This window comes from Kribbella sp. NPDC049584 (genome assembly GCF_040675555.1).
In the GTDB taxonomy this organism is placed as follows: domain Bacteria; phylum Actinomycetota; class Actinomycetes; order Propionibacteriales; family Kribbellaceae; genus Kribbella.
On record NZ_JBFAPF010000014.1, the window covers coordinates 257,654 to 275,408 of the forward strand.

The window sequence follows — 17,755 nt, forward strand, 5'->3', positions numbered from 1 at the left end:
CTCTGGGGAGTCACAGTGAGCCAGAAGCAGAAGAAGCCGGTCGAGCCGACCAAGCGGGGCAAGCGGCCGATGCCGCGGGGCTGGCCCGGACCGGGCGGCGGCTATTCGACGTACCTGCAGGCAGCACCGGAGTGGCGCGGGACGACGGTGCAGGTCTGCGGTATGTGGCCGTTCGCGGCCGGCACCGGCAGCCCGATGGTCGGGGTGCCGATCGGGCGGAACATCCTGTCCGGCGCGACCATGTGCTGCGACCCGATCAGCTGGTTCATGCGGGCCAAGCTGATCTCGAACCCGTCGATGTTCGTGCTCGGCAAGCCGGGTCTGGGCAAGTCGACGATCACCCGGCGGATGGCGCTGGGCCTGGCCGGGTACGGCGTGATGCCGCTCGTGCTTGGCGACCTCAAGCCCGACTACAAAGACCTGATCGAGGCCCTTGGCGGCCAGGTCATCCAGCTCGGTCGTGGCCGAGGGCACCTGAACGTCCTCGACCCGGGCGAGTCCCGCGAGGCCGCGCTCCGCCTGACCGGCAAGGCCCGCGAGGCGATCCAGGCCGACGCGCACGGCCGCCGGCAGACGATGGTCTCGGCGCTGATCTCGATCATGCGATCGCAGCCGCCGAACGACCGCGAGGAGACGATCCTCGACGAGGCGCTCAAGGTTCTCGACGAGCGCTTCCAAGGCACGCCGGTGCTTCGCGACCTGCTCCAGGTCGTGCAGGACGCCCCGGACCGGGTCCGCAACGTCGCCCTGGACCGCGGCAGCCTGGACCGGTACCGGCAGATCACCGAAGGCCTCGAGGCATCGCTGATCGGTCTGGTCGGCGGCGGCCGGCTCGGTGAGATCTTCTCCGAGCAGACCGACAACCCGATGCAGCTCGACCGGCCCGTCGTGTTCGACGTGTCCAACATCGACGACTCCGAGACCAGCCTGCAGGCCGCCGTACTGCTGGCCTGCTGGTCGTACGGGTTCGGCGCGGTCGCGGTCTCGCAGGCGCTTGCTGATGCCGGCCTCGAGCCGCGGCGGCACTACTTCGTCATCCTCGACGAGCTCTGGCGAGTACTGCGGGCCGGGCGCGGCCTGGTCGACCGGGTCGACGCGCTGACCCGTCTGAACCGGCAGCGTGGTGTCGGGATGGCGATGATCTCGCACACCATGTCCGACCTGCTGGCGCTGGAGCTGCCCGAGGACCGGATGAAGGCGAAGGGCTTCGTCGAGCGTTCCGGCATGGTCATCTGCGGTGGTCTGCCGCGGGCCGAGATGGACAACCTGACCGAGGTCGTGCCGATGTCGCAGGAAGAGCAGAACATGCTCATCGGCTGGCAGGACCCGCCCGCCTGGGACCCGGCCACCGGTCAGGAGGCCGCGCCCCCTGGTCGAGGCAACTTCCTGGTCAAGGTCGGTGGCCGCCCGGGGATCCCGGTGCACGTCGGCCTGACCTCGGTCGAGCGCGAGATCAACGACACCAACAAGCTGTGGAAAACCGGCGAAGACGGCAAGCCGCTGAAGGTGGAGGTCGCACCGGACGGCAGCGAGGCGGTCGTCGGCGAGTACAACCTGGACGATCCGGCCATGCTGCCGCCGCCCGACCCCACCACCCGAGTGGTCGCCCGAACGGGAGTTGACGAGTAATGGCCCAGGGCAGGAAAAGCACCGGACCGGGCGGGCTGTCGCCCGAGTCGATCCTGATCTTCACCGCTGTCGGTCTGTTCGCCCTGGTCGTGTTCTCGCTCTGGGGCGCGATGAAGGTCGCGGCGGCGATCAACGGCTCGCCGCCGGTAGGCAACCCGTTCGACGCGATCGTCGATCTGATGAAGGGGCACCGGGACTGGTCCGGCGCGGCCACCGGCGTACTGATCATCGAACTGGTCGTGCTGTTCGGTCTGGTCGGCACCGGCTTCTGGTACTTCCGGAGCCGGCAGAAGTCGGTCGGCCGGGTCGACCGGCAGGCGCAGCTGATGTCGAAGCGGTCCGAGATCTACAAGCTCACCCGCGAAGGCGCGCAGGAGAAGGCGAACCAGCTCGGCGCCGGGCACGCCGGTCCGGGCATCCTGATCGGCCGCACCGTCCGGGACAACCTCGAGGTCTTCGGCAACTGGGAAGACATGCACGTCGACATCTGGGGTCCCCGCACCGGTAAGACCACGTCGCGCGCGGTGCCGGCGATCCTGGACGCGCCGGGGTGTGTCATCGCCACCTCCAACAAGCGGGACATCGTCGACGCGACCCGCGGGCCGCGTTCGGAGAAGGGCCCCGTCTGGGTGTTCGACCCGCAGGAGGTCTGCGAGGAGCCGAACACCTGGTGGTGGAACCCGCTGAGCTACATCACCGACGAGACCAAGGCCCGTGAGCTGGCCGAGCACTTCGTCGCGTCGCAGCGGCAGGTCGGCGCCCAGACCGACGCGTTCTTCGACGCCGCCGGCACCGACCTGCTGGCCGGTCTGCTTCTGGCTGCCGCGGTGGCCAAGCGCCCGATCACGCAGGTCTACAGCTGGCTCGCCGACCAGCGGAACGACGAGCCCGAGCGGATCCTGCGCAACACCCCGGGCCTGCAGCTGTCCGCCGACGCGCTGTCCGGTGTCATCAACGCGCCGGACAAGCAGCGCGCCGGTGTCTACGGCACGGCGCAGCAGAGCGCGCAGTTCCTGGTCAACCGCAAGGTCACCCGCTGGGTCGTCCCGAGCGGGCCGAACGACAACCGCCCGCAGTTCAACCCGCACGAGTTCGTCCGCAAGGGCGGCACGCTCTACAGCCTCTCCAAGGAAGGCGCCGGTACGGCGGGCCCGCTGGTCACCGCGCTGACGGTGGCCGTCGTCGAGGCGGCGGAGCAGTTCGCCCGCGGTTGCCCGATGGGCCGCATGCCCAGCCCGCTGGTCGGCGTACTGGACGAGGCCGCGAACGTGTGCCGGTGGAAGAACCTCCCCGACCTGTACTCGCACTTCGGTTCACGCGGCATCGTGCTGATGACGATCCTGCAGTCCTGGGCGCAGGGTCAGGAGTGCTGGGGGGACCACGGCATGCAGAAGCTCTGGGGCTCGGCCAACATCCGGGTGTACGGCGGTGGCGCGGCGGACGCGTCCTTCCTCGAGAACCTGAGCAAGATGATCGGCGACTACGACATCAACTCGAACTCCGTGTCGTACAACGAGGGCAAGCGCGGGACCAGCTCGCAGGTCCAGCGGCACAACATCATGGAGGTCTCCGACCTCGCCTCGATGCCGCCCGGTCGCGCGGTCGTGTTCCCGTCGGGTATCCCGGCGACGCTGGTGAAGACCGTCCCCTGGTTCACCCGGCCCGACGCCGGTGCGGTGAAGGCCTCGCTGGCGAAGTACGATCCGGGAGCGGCGGCGAACGTTCCGGTGAGCAACAACCCGTGGGTGGCCGCAGGCACCGGCGGACAGGCGCCCCCGCCGCAGCGCGGCCCGGACCGGCCGGTCTGGGAGCAGAACGAAGGGGACAACCGAGGTGGATGGTGAACAGGAGCTCTTCTATCCACACGTCGCGGCGTTCGTCGAAGACCGGCTGATCTACCTCTACACCCGGCGGCTCGGGCAGCAGTTCGTCTGGTGCCCCGAGTGGTACCGGCACGCGGAGGCGCTCAGCCGGCTCGACTCGATCTGGCGCGCGTGGGAGCACCTGCGACTCGACCCGGCGACCGGGATGTCGGTCTGGTGGCGTGACCACGCGGACCCGCACATGATGGCGCTGCTCGACCCGGACGGCCCGTTCGCGGCCTGCCGGAACAACGTCCACACCGACTACCCGATCCCGCCGCTGCCCGTGCAGGAGCCGCCGGCCGGCCTGTTCTTCGACCAGCGCCAGCCGAACATCCGCGGCATCTGACACGTGACTGTGTTCAATCTCTGGAAGTGGGGCAACCTGCTGCTGGCGTTCCTCGTCGAACTGGTTGCCCTAGGCATCTTTGCCTGGTGGGGTTGGGAGACCGGTGGTGCGGCGCTCGCCCGATGGCTGCTCGCGATCGGGCTACCGCTGGTGACCGCGGTGCTCTGGGGACTGTTCGCAGCACCGACCGCCACCCGCGGTACGCCGGTGGTGCGGTGGATCGTGAAGGTGCTGGTGTTCGGCCTCGCGGGTGCCGCCCTGTGGAGCCTGGGACACCCGCTGCTCGCCGTCGTGTTCGTCGTCGTGGTCGCGGCGAACCTGCTGATCATCCAGACCCAGAATCTCCAGCCCTAGGGCTCTACAGGTCGAGGTCGATCCCGTCGTTCTGCTGCTGCGGCTTGCGGCGCTGAAGGTTTCGCGGTCTGCTCTTGGGTCCGCGGACGTGGCGGCGGGCCTGAGGGAGTTGTGCCTCCGGCGTTCCTCCGGGCGGGGTACGGACGGCCTCGACGGCGTCCGGCTGCGCCTGCCGAGCCTCGCGGCGGTGTTCCTGAGCGGAGTCGTCGTACCTGTCGGCGATGCGGTCGTCGGACTCCGCGCGACGCGCCTCGATGCCGCTCGCGCGTTCGTCGCGCCGGCCCTTCGCGGCCAGTCCGACCGAACCGGGCTCGTCGGGGTATGCCGCCGCCTCGTCGAGCTCGTGCCTGCCGCGGGCCAGGTCGCCGACGGACCGCTGCGTCTCCGTCGTGGCGAGGGCACGGTACCGGTCGCGGGCCGCCTCGTCGACGTACGCGAGCTCGAACGCCCTCGTGGTCTCCGCAGTGGCATCGAGGAGCTGCTCGCGGTCGCGATGCTCGTCCAGCTCCTGCTGCTCCTTGGTGGCGAGCTCAAGACGTTCGGCGCGTGCCGCCTCGTCCTCTTCCTCGACGAGGGCCTGCTCCTCCTCGACCCGGCGCTCCACGTCCTCGTCGAGCGTCAGATCAGCGACGACCTGCCGGTCGGCCTCGGTTCGCGCCTGTGCGGCACGCCGCTCACGGGCGGCCTCAGTGTCGTCGTCGCCCTGCTCCCGCTGTACGGGGTCGAGCTCGACGGACTGGTCGTCGTCGGTGTCGGGCATGCCGCTCCTTTCCTTCCGCTCCACGATGCCGCACCGCAGGGTCAGCGGGTAGCTCCGGTGACGAGCCAGCCGTCGCGCCGCTCGCGAGTGGTCAGCGTGATGAATCGGAGCAGCATGTACCCGCCGAATGCCCACCAGAGCGCGACGATCCCGCCGCCGAGCCAGAGCACCGCCAGGGCGAGCGGCACATACAGCACGAGAGCGATGACGCCCGCGGCGGCCAGGTACTTTCCGTCGCCCGCGCCGATGAGCACACCGTCCAGTACGAACACCACGCCGTTCACCGGTTGCCACAGTGCGGCGACGATCAGGATGGCCGCGAGCGTACGGCGTACCTCGGGATCGCTGGTGAACCACGGGACGTAGATGCCGCGCAGACCCCACAGCGCGAGGCCGCCGATCACGCCGGAGAACAGGCCCCACCACATCATCCGCCGGGTGATCGTGCGAGTGCCTGCGACGTCACCGGCGCCGAGTGCGCGACCGGTAAGCGCCTGCGCGGCGATCGCAATCGCGTCCAGGGCGAGCGCGAGGAACGACCACAGCGTGAACGCCACCTGGTGCGCGGCGACCGACGTCGTACCCAGGGCGGTGGCGACGAAGGTGAGCAGAATGATTGCCGCACGCAACGTCAGGGTCCGGACGATCAGCGGTACGCCCATCTGCGCGGACGCGAGGATGCCGGGGCGGTCCGGCCGGAGCTTGGCGCCGTCGCGGCGGGCCCCGCGGACGACGACCACCACCAGCGCGACGCCGGCGCCCGTCTGCGCGAGCGCCGTACCGAGGGCCGAGCCGGCGATGTTGAGGCCGATGCCGTAGACGAGAAGGACGTTGAGCCCGATGTTTGCCAGGTTGGCGGTGATCGCGACGACCATCGGGGTCTTGGTGTCTTGCAGTCCTCGCAGTACGCCGGTCGCCGCGAGCAGGAGCAGCATCGAGGGGATCCCGAAGCACGAGATCCTCAGGTAGGTGACCGCGTAGTCGGCCACCTCAGGTGAGGGGTCGAACGCCGCGATGGCCTGCGGCGCGAGCGCGAGCCCCAGCAACGCCAGTACGACGCCGAGCAGCAGGGCGAGCCAGAGTCCGTCGATGCCCTGCGCAAGCGCGCCCTTGTGGTCGCCGGCGCCGATCCGCCGCGCGACCGCGGACGTGGTGCCGTAGGCAAGGAAGACGCAGATGCCGACGAGGGTTTGCAGGATGGTGCCGGCGACGCCGAGCGCGGCGAGTTGCGGCGTACCGAGGTGGCCGACGATCGCGGAGTCCGCGAGCAGCATCAGCGGCTCGGAGACCAGCGCGAAGAACGCCGGGACGGCCAGCCGGAGGATCTCCCGATCCTGTTCGCCCACCCATCGTCTGCGTCTCACCGGAGCGAGGTTACCCACGACGGCGGGGAGCGCTGGAAATTCGTCTCAGACTTTTTCTTCTCCACAGTTGTGCACGGGAGAAACCGCAGGTCACGCCGATGTTGTGGGCAAACGTCCACAGATATCCACAGGGTTGTTCGCAGCCTGTGCACAGCCCTTCACGGAGTTTCCCACAGTTCGTCCACACCCCCTGTGGACGGCTGGGTGGCATTGGGCGACGGCAGCGGCGTACGGTCGCGAGGCCTGCTGCCGGAAAGTGTCGGCGGGCCGGGCTAGGATTCGAGCAGATGTTCGAATCAGGTCCACACTGGCCGGGCGGCGGCGGACGAGGAGGTCGGGCGAAGTGAGCGTGGCGGAGTTCCGCGGGGGCCAGGACGGCGGCCACGAAGAGCGCAGGCCGGAGATGGGCTTCGACCGCACCCCACCGCAGGACCTGGCGGCCGAGCAGTGCGTGCTCGGCGCGATGATGCTGAGCAAGGACGCGATCGCCGACGTCATCGAGACGCTGCGCGGCACCGACTTCTACCGGCCGGCCCACGAGAGCGTCTTCGACGCGATCACCGACCTTTATGCGCGGGGTGAGCCGGCCGACGCGATCACCGTCGCCGCCGAGCTGACCAAGCGTGGCGACATGGCCCGGATCGGCGGCGCGCCGTATGTGCACACCCTGGTCGCGTCCGTCCCGCTCGCGGCGAACGCCAGCTACTACTCGCACATCGTCCGCGAGAAGGCGATCCTGCGCCGGCTGGTGGAAGCGGGCACGAAGATCGTCCAGCTGGGGTACGCCGGCGAGGGCGAGGTCGACGATGTCGTCGACGAGGCGCAGGCGGAGATCTACTCGGTCACCGAGAAGCGGACCGCCGAGGACTACGCCCCGCTGAAGGACATCATGGAAGGCACCCTCGACGAGATCGAGGCGATCGACTCCCGCGGTGACGCGATGGTCGGCGTGCCGACCGGCTTCACCGATCTCGACGAGCTGACCAACGGGCTGCACCCCGGCCAGATGATCATCGTCGCCGCGCGTCCCGCGATGGGGAAGGCGCTGGCCCTCGACACCCCGCTGCCGACGCCGACCGGCTGGACCACGATGGGCGAGGTCGCGGTCGGCGACCAGTTGCTCGATGCCAGCGGGCTGCCGACCACCGTGGTCGCGGCGACCGAGGTGATGGTCGACCGGCCCTGTTTCCGGCTGTCGTTCTCCGACGGCAGCACGATCGTCGCCGACGCCGAGCACCAGTGGCTCGTCGAGGACGGCGGCCGCCCGGTGGTCTGCACGACCGCCGACCTGTACACGGCGATGTCGGCGAGTCCCGGACTGACACCGTCGATCCCCAGGTCGGCGCCGCGGCAGATCACCGGGCACGGCTTCCCGGCCGCTCTCGTCGGTGAGGGCGATCGCCGGGTGGAGTGGGTCGACCCGGTCGTCGGCGTACCGGTGCGCTGCGTCGAGGTCGACAACGCCGACCATCTGTATCTGGCCGGCAAGACGATGATCCCGACCCACAACTCCACGCTGGGCCTGGACTTCGCCCGCTCCTGCTCGATCAAGCACGGCCTGACCTCCTGCATCTTCTCGCTGGAGATGAGCCGCAACGAGATCACCATGCGTCTGCTCTCCGCCGAGGCGAAGGTGCCGCTGCACCACATGCGCAACGGCAAGATGACCGACGAGGACTGGGCCCGCCTGGCCCGCAAGATGGGCGAGGTCTCCGAGGCCCCGCTCTTCATCGACGACTCGCCGAACCTCACGATGATGGAGATCCGCGCCAAGGCCCGCCGCCTGAAGCAACGCCACGACCTCAAACTGATCATCATCGACTACCTCCAGCTGATGACCTCGGGCAAGAAGGTCGAGTCCCGCCAACTCGAAGTCTCCGAGTTCTCCCGCTCCATCAAGCTCCTCGCCAAAGAACTGGAGCTCCCTGTAGTAGCCATCTGCCAGCTCAACCGAGGCTCCGAACAACGCTCCGACAAACGCCCCATGGCCTCCGACCTACGTGAATCGGGCTGCCTGACCGCGGACACCCGGCTGATGCGAGCCGACAACGGCGCGGAGATCTCGCTCGGCGAGCTGCTCGCGACGGACGCCCGCGACATTCCGGTCTGGTCGCTCGACGACCGGCTGAAGCTGGTGCCCCGGACGCTGACGCATGCCTTCCCGAGTGGGGTGAAGGAGGTCTTCCGGCTGAAGCTCGCGTCGGGCCGAGAGATCAAGGCCACCGCGAACCACCCCTTCCTCACGTACGACGGATGGAAGCCGCTGGGTGAGCTGTCGCCGGGGGCGAGGCTGGGATCGCTCCGGCATGTCCCACCGCCCCTCGACGTGACGCCATGGGACGAGGACGAGCTCACGCTGCTTGCTCACCTGCTCGGCGACGGCTCCTTCGTCAAGCGGCAGCCGATCCGCTACGCGAGCATCGACGAGGCCAACCTGACCGCGGTCGGCGAGGCTGCTCAGCGCCGCTTCGGCATCACCCCGATCCGCGACGAGGACGCCGCCGCGCGGGTAACCACCCTCCGCCTCCCCGCGCCGTACCGACTGGCCCGCGGCAAGCGCAACCCGATCGCCGCCTGGCTCGACGACCTCGGCCTGTTCGGTCTGCGCAGTCATGAGAAGTTCATCCCGGCCGGCGTCTTCGCGCTCTCCAAGGAGCAGGTCGCCCACTTCATCCGCCACCTCTGGGCCACCGACGGCTCCGTCCGCTGGGACGCAAAGGCCGGCCAGGCACGCATCTACTACGCCAGCACCAGCCGCCGCCTCACCGACGACCTGGCCCGCCTCCTCCTCCGCCACAACATCTTCAGCCGGATCAAGACCGTGAAGAAGGCCGGGTACCGCGACACCTACCACCTGTACATCTACGGCGCCGAGAACCAGCTGCGGTTCTGCGACGGCATCGGCGTACACGGGCTGCGTGGGTTGAAGGTGCTGGAGGTCGCGACCGCCTTGCGTGACATCAAGAGCAACACCAACCTCGACACCGTGCCGAAGGAGGTCTGGTCCAAGGTCCGCGAGGTCCTTGCCACGCGCAACGTCTCGCACCGTGAGTTCGCCTCCGCCATGAGCACCCAGTTCTCCGGCTCGACGATGTGGAAGCACGCCCCGAGTCGCCAGCGCCTCGCGAAGGTCGCCGACATCCTTGACGACGCCGACCTGGAGGTCCTGGCCACCAACGACATCTTCTGGGACACCATCACCACGATCGAAAGCCTCGGCGAACAAGAGGTGTACGACGCCACCGTCCTAGGCACCCACAACTTCGTCGCGGAAGGTATCGCTACACACAACTCGCTGGAGCAGGATGCTGACGTGGTCATCCTGCTGCATCGTGAGGATGCGTATGAGCGGGAGTCCACTCGTCCTGGTGAAGCCGACTTCATTGTGGCTAAGCACCGTAACGGGCCGACCGCTGATGTGGTGGTGGCGTTCCAGGGGCATTACTCACGGTTCGTCGACATGGCCCACGACGGTTGATCAGGCGGCGACCGGGAGGTCGTGGCGGAGACGCTTGAGGGCGCCGGCCCAGGACTCGACCTGGTCGAAGAGGGTCGCGGCCTGCTCCTTGTAGTGGTCCCCGGGGCAGAACTCGCTGAAGTTCTCGAAGTCGGTGAACAGTGAGAACGACAACTGCTGCCGCACGTCGGCCAGCTGCAGCTCGGCGCTGATGCCGCGGAGGTGCTCGATCGCGCGGGCGCCGCCGAGCGAGCCGTAGGAGACGAAGCCGGCCGACTTGTTGTTCCACTCGCCGTACAGGTAGTCGATCGCGTTCTTCAGCACGCCGGACGTCGAGTGGTTGTACTCCGGCGTGACGAACACGAACCCGTCGTACTTGGCGATCGTCTCGGCCCACGCCTTCGTGTGCTCGCCGGCGTACTGACCGAGCGAGGGCGGGATCGACTCGTCGAGGTGCGGCAGCGGGTAGTCGAGCAGATCGATCAACTCGTACGTCGCCCCGGTGCGGTTCTGGGCCTGGGCCAGCACCCAGTCGGCCACCGCCTTGCCGTTGCGGCCGGGACGGGTACTGCCGAGGATGATCGCGATCTTCAGGTCGCTCACAGCGACAACTCCTTCGAGGGGATGACTTGAATGTTCATGTCAATCACCACGGTACGACCGCTTACTTGAAGATTCAAGTCAGCCTCACAGTGGCCTATGCTGCACCCATGGCCGCCGAAGGAGCCCGCGAGCCCGAGACCCACTGGCTGACCGCGGAAGAACTGGAGACCTGGCGGGCCCTGCATCAGGTAATTGCGAGTCTCCCGGTCGCGCTGGGCAGCCAGCTGCAGCGCGATTCGGACCTGAGCTTCCTGGAGTACTACGTGCTCGCCGGTCTGTCGGAGCAGCCGGGCCACACGATGCGGCTGAGCCGGCTGGCGATCCTGGCCAACTCCGAGCTGTCGCGGTTGTCCCACCTCATCCGCCGGCTCGAGAACCGCGGCCTGGTCCGCCGCGAACCCGATCCCGTCGACGGTCGCTTCACCAACGCGATACTCACCGACGACGGCTACGCGGAGCTGGTGAAGGCGGCGCCGGGCCACGTCGAGCTGGTGCGGCAGCTCGTCTTCGACCCGCTGACCGAGAGCGAACGGCGCACCCTGCACAAGGTGATGACGAAGATCATCCCCGGTGTCACCGACGGATCCTAACTGCGCTACTGCTTGCCGATGTGGTTGTGGGGTTCCAGAGGCATTACTCGCGGTTCGTGGATATGGCTCACGACGGGTAATGCGGTCGCGGTGCGCCGGGCTGATCGTTGATGATCGGTGGTGTGCTGAGCTCTCGTGAGGCTGATGACGAGCTGCGGCGGCTGAGGGCGCTTTGTCAGCGGTCAGATGCCGGTGCGCTTGACGAGATCAAGTCGCGGCTGGGCGTGCTGTCCGTGGCGGACCTGCTGCGGCTGGATGAGCGAGCTCGGTTCGGCACCTGGCGTCAGTCGGATCCGCTCGGAGGCACGGCTGAATGGGCGACGCTCGTCGGACGACGTGATTCGCTGATCGACTGCATCGCGTCGATGCACGCGGACGGCTTCCTGCGTGAGCGTGCAGTGCGGGCACTTGCCGTTGCCGAAGGCGAGATAGTCGCGCGCTTTCTGGCCTTGCGATCGGTGGACCACGTCGGGCAGGTGCGTGATCCGGCACTGTCCGCGCTGTTGACCAGGACGGATCCTGCGGAGGTCGAGCGGGTGCTGGAGCTGGTGCTTCGGGTGCGAACGCGTACGCACGGCGCCGTGGCGCTCACGTCGTACGTCGAGAAGCTCGATGCGTCACGTGGACCTGAGTATCCGCGTGATCTCCTGACCGCGGACACCGCTCTGGTGAGAAGGTTCGGCCTCGAAGCGGCGATGGCCCGTGGGATGTTCGACTCCGGCGAGCTCGAAGAGCGCCTGGCCACCGAGCAGGACCAGTGGTCCCGCCGGCTGCTGGCTGAGCACTGGATGTTGCTGGACCCGACCAAGGCGAAGGCGAAGCTGCTGCACTCGAAGTACGTCGAAGGTCGCCTGATCGCCTTGCAGTCGAGCGCAGACGACCAGTTCGACCGAAGCGACCTGGAACGGCGGATGCTCGATCGGTCCAGCCGGGTTCGCGCGGCTGCCCGATGGCGCTATCGGCGTGCCGGCCACGATCCGGCGGCCTACTACCGCGCTCAGTGGGAGGCGGGGGACGATGCGATCGCCCTCGCCGGCCTCCAGGAGACGGGCCAAGTGCTGACCGAAACGGAGGCCTTCGAGGCTCTGTCCAGCGAGGACCCACGGACCCGACTCGCGGCGCTGTATCTATCGCCGAAGGAGTCGCGGTCGAAGGGCCTGTTGCTCCGTCTCCTGTCCGATCCCAGCCGTGCCGTCGTCAAGCACGCTGCTCAACTGCTCGCGGCCTACCCGTCCATCCGGTACGACGACGTCGCCGGGGCAGCCGCCTCCGAGTCGCCGAGCCAGCGGCGGGCAGCGTGGCTCGTCCGCCGAGAGCTGGATGACTGGGATCGAGTCCGCGGAGACCTCGAGGCGATGCGCGATCCGGAGGCTGAACTCGCGGGCGAGGCGGAGCGAGACCTGATGACCTGGCTGGAGCGGCGCGCAGCGATCACCTACAAGCTTCCGCTTCCGTCGCAGCGCGAGGCGATCCAGTCTCTTCTCGGCGGCGCCGAGCTCTCTCTCGACGCAGTCGCCCGCATTGCCTTCCACGCCGGAGTCTGACTACGTCTGGTTCCAGCGGTCGGCGGAGATCGACTCCTGGGCCAGAAGGCGCAGGGACGAGATGAGGGTTTCGCCGAGGATGGTGCCGATGACGACTGATTCGGCTAGTTGGTCTCGGGTTGGGTTGGCTGTGACGGCCTCGATCTCTAGGGCCGTGAAGCGTTCGACCGCGTCGGCGTAGGCGTCGAGGTGGGCGGCCAGGGTGGGTTGGCCGAGGGTGTGCATGGCGGCGATGGTGTCGATGAGGGTAGCCAGCGCGGGAGCGTCGGGGTCTACTTTCCAGCCGCGGGTGGTGATGAGGTCGGTGACCTGCGCGGTGGCGACGGATCGGGCTTCGTCGGTGGCGGTCAGGCGGCGGGTCGGGGTGAGAGCGCGGTGTGCGCGGCCGATCTGTTCGTGTAGAGGTTCGGTGTCGGAGTCGAGTGACCCGAGGATCTCCTTGACCTGAGCGACCGGGACCTCGGCCAGCTCGATCAGCGCGCGGATCAGGCGCAGCCGGCGGACGTGAGCCTCGCCGTACGACGCCTGGTTCGGGCTGGTGAGTTCGCCGGCGGGGAGCAGGCCCTCGCGCAGGTAGTACTTGATCGTCGGCACCGGTACGTCGGTCGCCTTGCTGAGTTCCCCGATCCGCATGGCCCTTGCCTTCCTGTGACCTGTCATGGATAGTATCAGTATCCATAAGCGGATACCTGAACTATCCATGAGGACGTGTACGCATGACCGATGCATCACGCACCACCGCCGGAGTCATCCTGCTCACGATCGTGACGATCCAGTTCGGCGGCTACTTCATGACCAAGATCGTCCGCGGCCAGGTGCCGATGACCGACTTCCAGAAGTCGTTCGCGCGGGCCGGTCACGCCCACGCCGGCGTACTCGTGATCCTCAGCCTGGTCGGACTCCTGTACGTCGACCAGTCGGGCCTCGACGGGTTCTGGCTCTGGGTCGGTCGGCTCGCGATCCCGGTCGCGGCCATCCTGATATCCGGCGGCTTCTTCGCATCGTCGGCCGGCAAGGACCGCACCCAGCCCAATCAGTTCCTCTGGATCCTGTGGGCCGGCGCAGCGTCCCTGGCGATCGGCGTACTGACCCTCGGAACCGGATTGATCACTGCGTGACGAAGGCTTGCGTGAGCCGCGCACCGACCCCGCCGATGAACGCGGCCGTTTCCGGCGTCGCGTGGTCGACGACGAAGGGGCCGAGGGCCGCGATGGCCGCTACCTGGGTCAGGAGCATTGCCGGCGTGTCCGCACTGAAGCGGACCACGCAGGACGACTCATCAACAGGCTCGACGATGCCGCGGACAACACCCTCGAAGGTTGCGGAGACGGTGGCCGCCGGCGCCTGCACGGTCAGGTGGACGGAGTGCCGGTACTGCGCTGACACGAACGACTCCACCAGGTACGACGCCGCGTCCGCAGCGGGCAACGTCCGCGGAGTGAAGCGGTGGAGAGCCGAGGCAACGTCGGAGATCCGGTCGACCCGGAAGATCCGCCAGTCGTCCCGCCCCGGATCGAACGCGAGCAGGTACCACCGCCACGCCAACGTCAGCAGCTGATGCGGCTCCACCCGCCGGCGCGTCGCCCCACGCGCCCGGCCGCGGTAGTCGAAGGCAACGATCTCGTGGTTCCGGCAGCAGCGTGCGAGGACCGCGAGCACCCCTGGTGAAACCTGCGGTACGCCGGGCCGCGGGATCGCTTCGGCGGACGAACTCACCGCCGCGAGCTGGGGCCGCAGTCGCGCGGGCATCACCTGCTCCAGCTTGGCCAGCGCACTCATCGAACTGTCCGCCATCCCGCTCACCCCGCCACCGGCCGCACCGACCAACCCCAGCGCGACCGCGATCGCCTCGTCGTCGTCCAATTGGAGCGGCGGCAGGTTCGTCCCCGATACGAGCCGGTAGCCGCCCGCGGTCCCGGTCGTCCCGGTGACCGGATAGTCGAGCGATCGCAGCCGGTCGACGTCGCGTCGTACCGTTCGCTCGGTGACACCGAGGCGGTCGGCCAGCTCGCGGCCGGACCATTCGCGGCGGCTCTGCAGCAGCGACAGCAACCGGAGCAGACGGCCAGGCATATCCATCACAACAGGATGCCTTGCGGACAAGATCTGTCCGCAAGGGACCATAGCGTGAGTTTCATGATGCTGACGACGACAAGCCCTGAGTACGACGACGCGCGCCTGGGGTTCCAGCGGCGGGACCCGCATCGGCCCGAGGTGATCTTCCCGGTCACCAACGCGACCGAGGTCGAGGAAGCCGTGCGCTACGCGAGCGATCACGACAAGCGAATCGCGGTGCAGGCCTCCGGCCACGGTCTGACCAGAGGCATCGACGGCGGCGTACTGATCGCGTCCGGCGCGTTCAACCACGTCACGGTCGATCCGGACAGGAAGACGGCGTGGATCGAGGCGGGTGCGACCTGGCGGGACGTGCTCGCGGCGACTGCGCCGTACGGCCTGGCGCCGCTGTCAGGTAGCTCGCCCGGTGTGGGCGCGGTCCCGTACACGCTCGGCGGTGGGCTCGGCTTGATGGCGCGACGGTTCGGGTACGCCGCGGACCACGTCCGGCGGATCGAGATCGTCACCATGGACGGCGTACGCCGGGACGCTGACGCGGACCTCTTCTGGGCGACGAGAGGTGGCGGCGGGAACTTCGGGGTCGTGACCGGGATCGAGGTCGACCTCTTCGACGTACCGACGCTGTACGGAGGCAGCCTGTACTTCGATCTCGCGGAGCACTCGACCGTGCCGCAGGTGTGGAGCGAGTGGACGCGGTCCGTGCCGGAAGAGGTGACGTCGGCGATCGCGATCCTGCCGATCCCGGACATCCCGCAGGTGCCGGCGCCGGTGCGCGGCAAGTACATCGCACAGATCCAGCTCGCGATCCTCGGCGACAACGGGGAGGAGCTGATCAAGCCCCTACGAGCGATCGGTGAGCCGGCGCTCGACACGGTCGGGGACCTGCCGTACGTCGACTCCGGGCAGATCTTCGCCGAACCGGAACGCCCCGACAGCTACAGCTCCCGCAACGTCCTGGTGAGCGATCTCGATGCGCTGTCGACAGTGCCGAAGCCGGACGCTGGAGCGCCGATGCGCGTGATCGGTATCCGTCATCTCGGCGGCGCACTCGCCCGCGAACCCGAGATCCCGAACGCAGTCGGCCATCGCGATGCGGCGTACTCGCTGACCGTCCTGGGTGAGCCGGAAGCCCAGCAGGCGGTCCTGGAGCCGTGGAAAGCGTCGACGGTCGGCCGATTTCTCAACTTCAGCTACGCGCCGCTGACTACCGACGAGGTGGCCGACGGCTACGACCCGGATGACTACAAGCGGCTCACCGAGCTCCGCCGCCGGTACGACCCGGACCGCCGGCTCCACGTGAACCATCAGCTCTAGCGATCAGCTCTTCGACCAACTCGCCTTTGCCTTCGACGTAGGCGGCGCGGTCCGTGGTGAGCAGGTGTGCCAGCTCGCGTTTACGCGCCGCGTACCGCTCGCGGTCGGCCGCGTTCGTCCGCAGGTGGTCGCGAAGCAGCACGTGGTCCCGGTGAGCCTTGTTGCCTTCAACAACGACATACAGATGGTGGTACCGGGCAGCGTCGGGCGGCAGGGCGAAGGCTTCACGACCGGGGATCCCGGCGTCGCCCTCGTGCCGGTAGCCAGCGGCAACCAACCGCTCGATCGCCGTCGGCACCAGCTCGGCCGACGGTACGACGATGTCGAGATCGATGATCGGCTTCGCGGCCAGACCGGGCACCGCTGTGCTGCCGACGTGCTCGATCACGTGTGGGAGCTCGTCGAGATGCGGCTCCAGCACCGCGGAGATCTCCGCGAACCACAGCGGCCACCGCGGATCGTAGGAGACGACCTCAGCCGGAACGATCACAGCGCCGCGGTCACGTCGATCTCCACCAACTGGCCCGGGAAACCGAGCTGAGCCACGCCGAGCAGCGTGCTGGCTGTGGTGAAAGCAGGCGCGAGTGGCGACGCGTTGAGCTGCGTCCACACGGCGGACAAGTCTTCGCGTTCCGGGCTGGCGACATAGATGACAGTGCGAACGACGTCCTCAGGCTTCGCGCCGGCAGACTCGAGCGCGGTCAGGATGTTGCTGATGACCTGCGCGGTCTGTCCTTCCAGACCACCCGGAGCCAACTCACCGGACGGCTGCAACGGGCACTGCCCGGCCAGGTAGATAAGCGTCTCCGCATGGACCGTGGTGACGTGGTGGTAGCCGGGGGTCTGGTGGAGTCCGCTGGGGTTGGTCCGCTCGATGCTCACGTCTCGAACCCAACGCGAGAGGTCAGCCCCGGGTCAACAGATTTACGACGTACCGCTTCTGCCACGGTGTCTCCACAGCGTGCTTGTCGAAGTGCGCGCGTACGTATGAGACGGCCCGGTCAGCAGGCACGCCATCGAGTACGGCGAGGCACGCGAGCGCCGTGCCGGTCCGCCCGCGACCGCCGCCGCACGCGAACTCGACCCGCCCGCCGGAAGCCCGCTCCAATGCCTCGCGAAAGATCGTCAACGCGGCAGGGCGATCCACAGGCAGCCGGAAATCGGGCCATTTGATCCAGCGCGTCTCCCACGGCACGTCGGGCGGCTCCGACCCGAGCAGATAGACGCCGTACGTCGGAAACGGCGCTGCCGCCGGGCCTCGCCGCAGACTACGTCCGCGCACGAGCCGACCCGACGGCAGCTCCATCACACCTAGTGCCTCTTTGTCCCAGTGGCCCACGGGATCAAACTACAAGGCGCTCCTCGGTGGAGGTGGAGAACAGGTGCAGCTTGTCGGGGTCGGGTGCGAGGTAGACCTCGGTGCCCTTGTCGTTGTGCAGGCGGGTGCCGATGCGGGCGATGATCTGCTGGTTCTCGGCGTGGTCCGCGGAGCCGTACAGGAACGCGTCGGAGCCGAGTTCCTCGATCACCGAGACCTTGACCGGTAGCCCCTGGTCGGAGATGTGCAGCGCTTCGGGGCGGACGCCGAGGGTGAGGGTCTTGTCGTCGCCGGCCTTGGCGAGCAGGTCGCGGGCGATGGGGACGACGTAGTCGCCGATCTTGGCGCCGCCGTCGACGATCTGGGCGGTGATCAGGTTCATCGCAGGCGAGCCGATGAAGCCGGCGACGAACTTGTTGCGGGGCCGGTCGTAGAGGTTGAGCGGGGTGTCGACCTGCTGCAGGACGCCGTCCTTGAGGACCGCGACCCGGTCGCCCATGGTCATGGCCTCGACCTGGTCGTGGGTGACGTAGAC

At 68.2% G+C, this 17,755-nt stretch carries 18 protein-coding genes; 9 read left to right on the top strand and 9 right to left on the bottom strand.

The genetic code is table 11. The features are described from left to right. The first annotated feature begins 15 nt into the window (after positions 1-15). From AB0J62_RS36815 to AB0J62_RS36830, 4 genes are read left to right on the top strand one after another with little or no spacing between them, the layout of a single operon-like run. Positions 16-1,629, top strand: coding sequence for an ATP/GTP-binding protein (locus AB0J62_RS36815; protein WP_238160140.1), 1,614 nt, complete (start codon positions 16-18; stop codon positions 1,627-1,629). Then, the gene (locus tag AB0J62_RS36820) at positions 1,629-3,473 is read left to right on the top strand and encodes a TraM recognition domain-containing protein (RefSeq protein ID WP_363881521.1); all 1,845 of its coding nucleotides are present in this window, start codon (positions 1,629-1,631) and stop codon (positions 3,471-3,473) included. Before AB0J62_RS36815 ends, AB0J62_RS36820 begins: the two co-directional genes overlap by 1 nt. After that, entirely contained in the window at positions 3,463-3,840 is a 378-nt protein-coding gene (locus tag AB0J62_RS36825) for a DUF4913 domain-containing protein (protein ID WP_130443131.1), read from the top strand. The genes AB0J62_RS36820 and AB0J62_RS36825 overlap by 11 nt, the downstream gene beginning before the upstream one ends. A gap of 3 nt (positions 3,841-3,843) precedes the next feature. After that, positions 3,844-4,194: a YrdB family protein gene (locus tag AB0J62_RS36830; RefSeq protein WP_363881524.1), complete on the top strand. Its 351-nt coding sequence runs from the start codon at positions 3,844-3,846 to the stop codon at positions 4,192-4,194. A gap of 4 nt (positions 4,195-4,198) precedes the next feature. On the opposite strand, the gene AB0J62_RS36835 is transcribed toward AB0J62_RS36830, so the two are convergent. Then, entirely contained in the window at positions 4,199-4,954 is a 756-nt protein-coding gene (locus AB0J62_RS36835; protein WP_363881526.1) for a hypothetical protein, read from the bottom strand. 41 nt (positions 4,955-4,995) lie between these two features. After that, complete coding sequence (locus tag AB0J62_RS36840; protein ID WP_363881528.1) at positions 4,996-6,318, bottom strand: MATE family efflux transporter; 1,323 nt, start codon at positions 6,316-6,318, stop codon at positions 4,996-4,998. Between the two features lie 403 nt (positions 6,319-6,721). Between AB0J62_RS36840 and AB0J62_RS36845 the strand changes: the two genes are divergently transcribed. After that, entirely contained in the window at positions 6,722-9,796 is a 3,075-nt protein-coding gene (locus tag AB0J62_RS36845) for a replicative DNA helicase (protein WP_363881563.1), read from the top strand. Here AB0J62_RS36845 and AB0J62_RS36850 read toward each other — a convergent pair whose 3' ends face one another. After that, positions 9,797-10,378, bottom strand: coding sequence for an NAD(P)H-dependent oxidoreductase (locus AB0J62_RS36850; protein WP_363881530.1), 582 nt, complete (start codon positions 10,376-10,378; stop codon positions 9,797-9,799). It lies immediately after the preceding gene. 107 nt (positions 10,379-10,485) lie between these two features. Between AB0J62_RS36850 and AB0J62_RS36855 the strand changes: the two genes are divergently transcribed. Beyond that, positions 10,486-10,968, top strand: coding sequence for a MarR family transcriptional regulator (locus AB0J62_RS36855; RefSeq protein ID WP_363881532.1), 483 nt, complete (start codon positions 10,486-10,488; stop codon positions 10,966-10,968). Positions 10,969-11,090: 122 nt separating this feature from the next. Continuing rightward, positions 11,091-12,512, top strand: coding sequence for a hypothetical protein (locus AB0J62_RS36860; protein WP_363881534.1), 1,422 nt, complete (start codon positions 11,091-11,093; stop codon positions 12,510-12,512). Here the strand turns inward: AB0J62_RS36860 and AB0J62_RS36865 are convergent, their stop codons facing one another. Then, a complete protein-coding gene (locus tag AB0J62_RS36865; RefSeq protein WP_363881536.1) occupies positions 12,513-13,145 on the bottom strand; it encodes a MerR family transcriptional regulator in 633 nt (210 codons plus the stop codon). An 83-nt stretch (positions 13,146-13,228) separates the two neighbouring features. Here AB0J62_RS36865 and AB0J62_RS36870 point away from each other — a divergent pair, with 83 nt between their 5' ends. Further along, positions 13,229-13,630 carry a hypothetical protein gene (locus AB0J62_RS36870; protein ID WP_363881538.1) on the top strand — a complete coding sequence of 134 codons (402 nt, stop codon included), beginning with the start codon at positions 13,229-13,231 and terminating at the stop codon, positions 13,628-13,630. Here AB0J62_RS36870 and AB0J62_RS36875 read toward each other — a convergent pair. Further along, the gene (locus AB0J62_RS36875) at positions 13,620-14,591 is read right to left on the bottom strand and encodes a WYL domain-containing protein (protein WP_363881540.1); all 972 of its coding nucleotides are present in this window, start codon (positions 14,589-14,591) and stop codon (positions 13,620-13,622) included. The genes AB0J62_RS36870 and AB0J62_RS36875 overlap by 11 nt on opposite strands. A gap of 57 nt (positions 14,592-14,648) precedes the next feature. Between AB0J62_RS36875 and AB0J62_RS36880 the strand changes: the two genes are divergently transcribed. Continuing rightward, complete coding sequence (locus AB0J62_RS36880) at positions 14,649-15,902, top strand: FAD-binding oxidoreductase (protein WP_363881565.1); 1,254 nt, start codon at positions 14,649-14,651, stop codon at positions 15,900-15,902. Here the strand turns inward: AB0J62_RS36880 and AB0J62_RS36885 are convergent. The 4 genes from AB0J62_RS36885 to AB0J62_RS36900 all read right to left on the bottom strand — a co-directional run. Then, positions 15,841-16,392: a GrpB family protein gene (locus AB0J62_RS36885; RefSeq protein WP_363881542.1), complete on the bottom strand. Its 552-nt coding sequence runs from the start codon at positions 16,390-16,392 to the stop codon at positions 15,841-15,843. The two genes, AB0J62_RS36880 and AB0J62_RS36885, sit on opposite strands and share 62 nt — an antisense overlap. Then, positions 16,389-16,784: a RidA family protein gene (locus AB0J62_RS36890; protein WP_363881544.1), complete on the bottom strand. Its 396-nt coding sequence runs from the start codon at positions 16,782-16,784 to the stop codon at positions 16,389-16,391. The genes AB0J62_RS36885 and AB0J62_RS36890 overlap by 4 nt, the downstream gene beginning before the upstream one ends. 22 nt (positions 16,785-16,806) lie before the next feature. Further along, complete coding sequence (locus AB0J62_RS36895; protein WP_363881546.1) at positions 16,807-17,241, bottom strand: protein phosphatase; 435 nt, start codon at positions 17,239-17,241, stop codon at positions 16,807-16,809. 4 nt (positions 17,242-17,245) lie between these two features. Further along, positions 17,246-17,755: TOBE domain-containing protein (locus tag AB0J62_RS36900; protein WP_363881548.1), on the bottom strand; the 510-nt coding region annotated here is incomplete at its 5' end.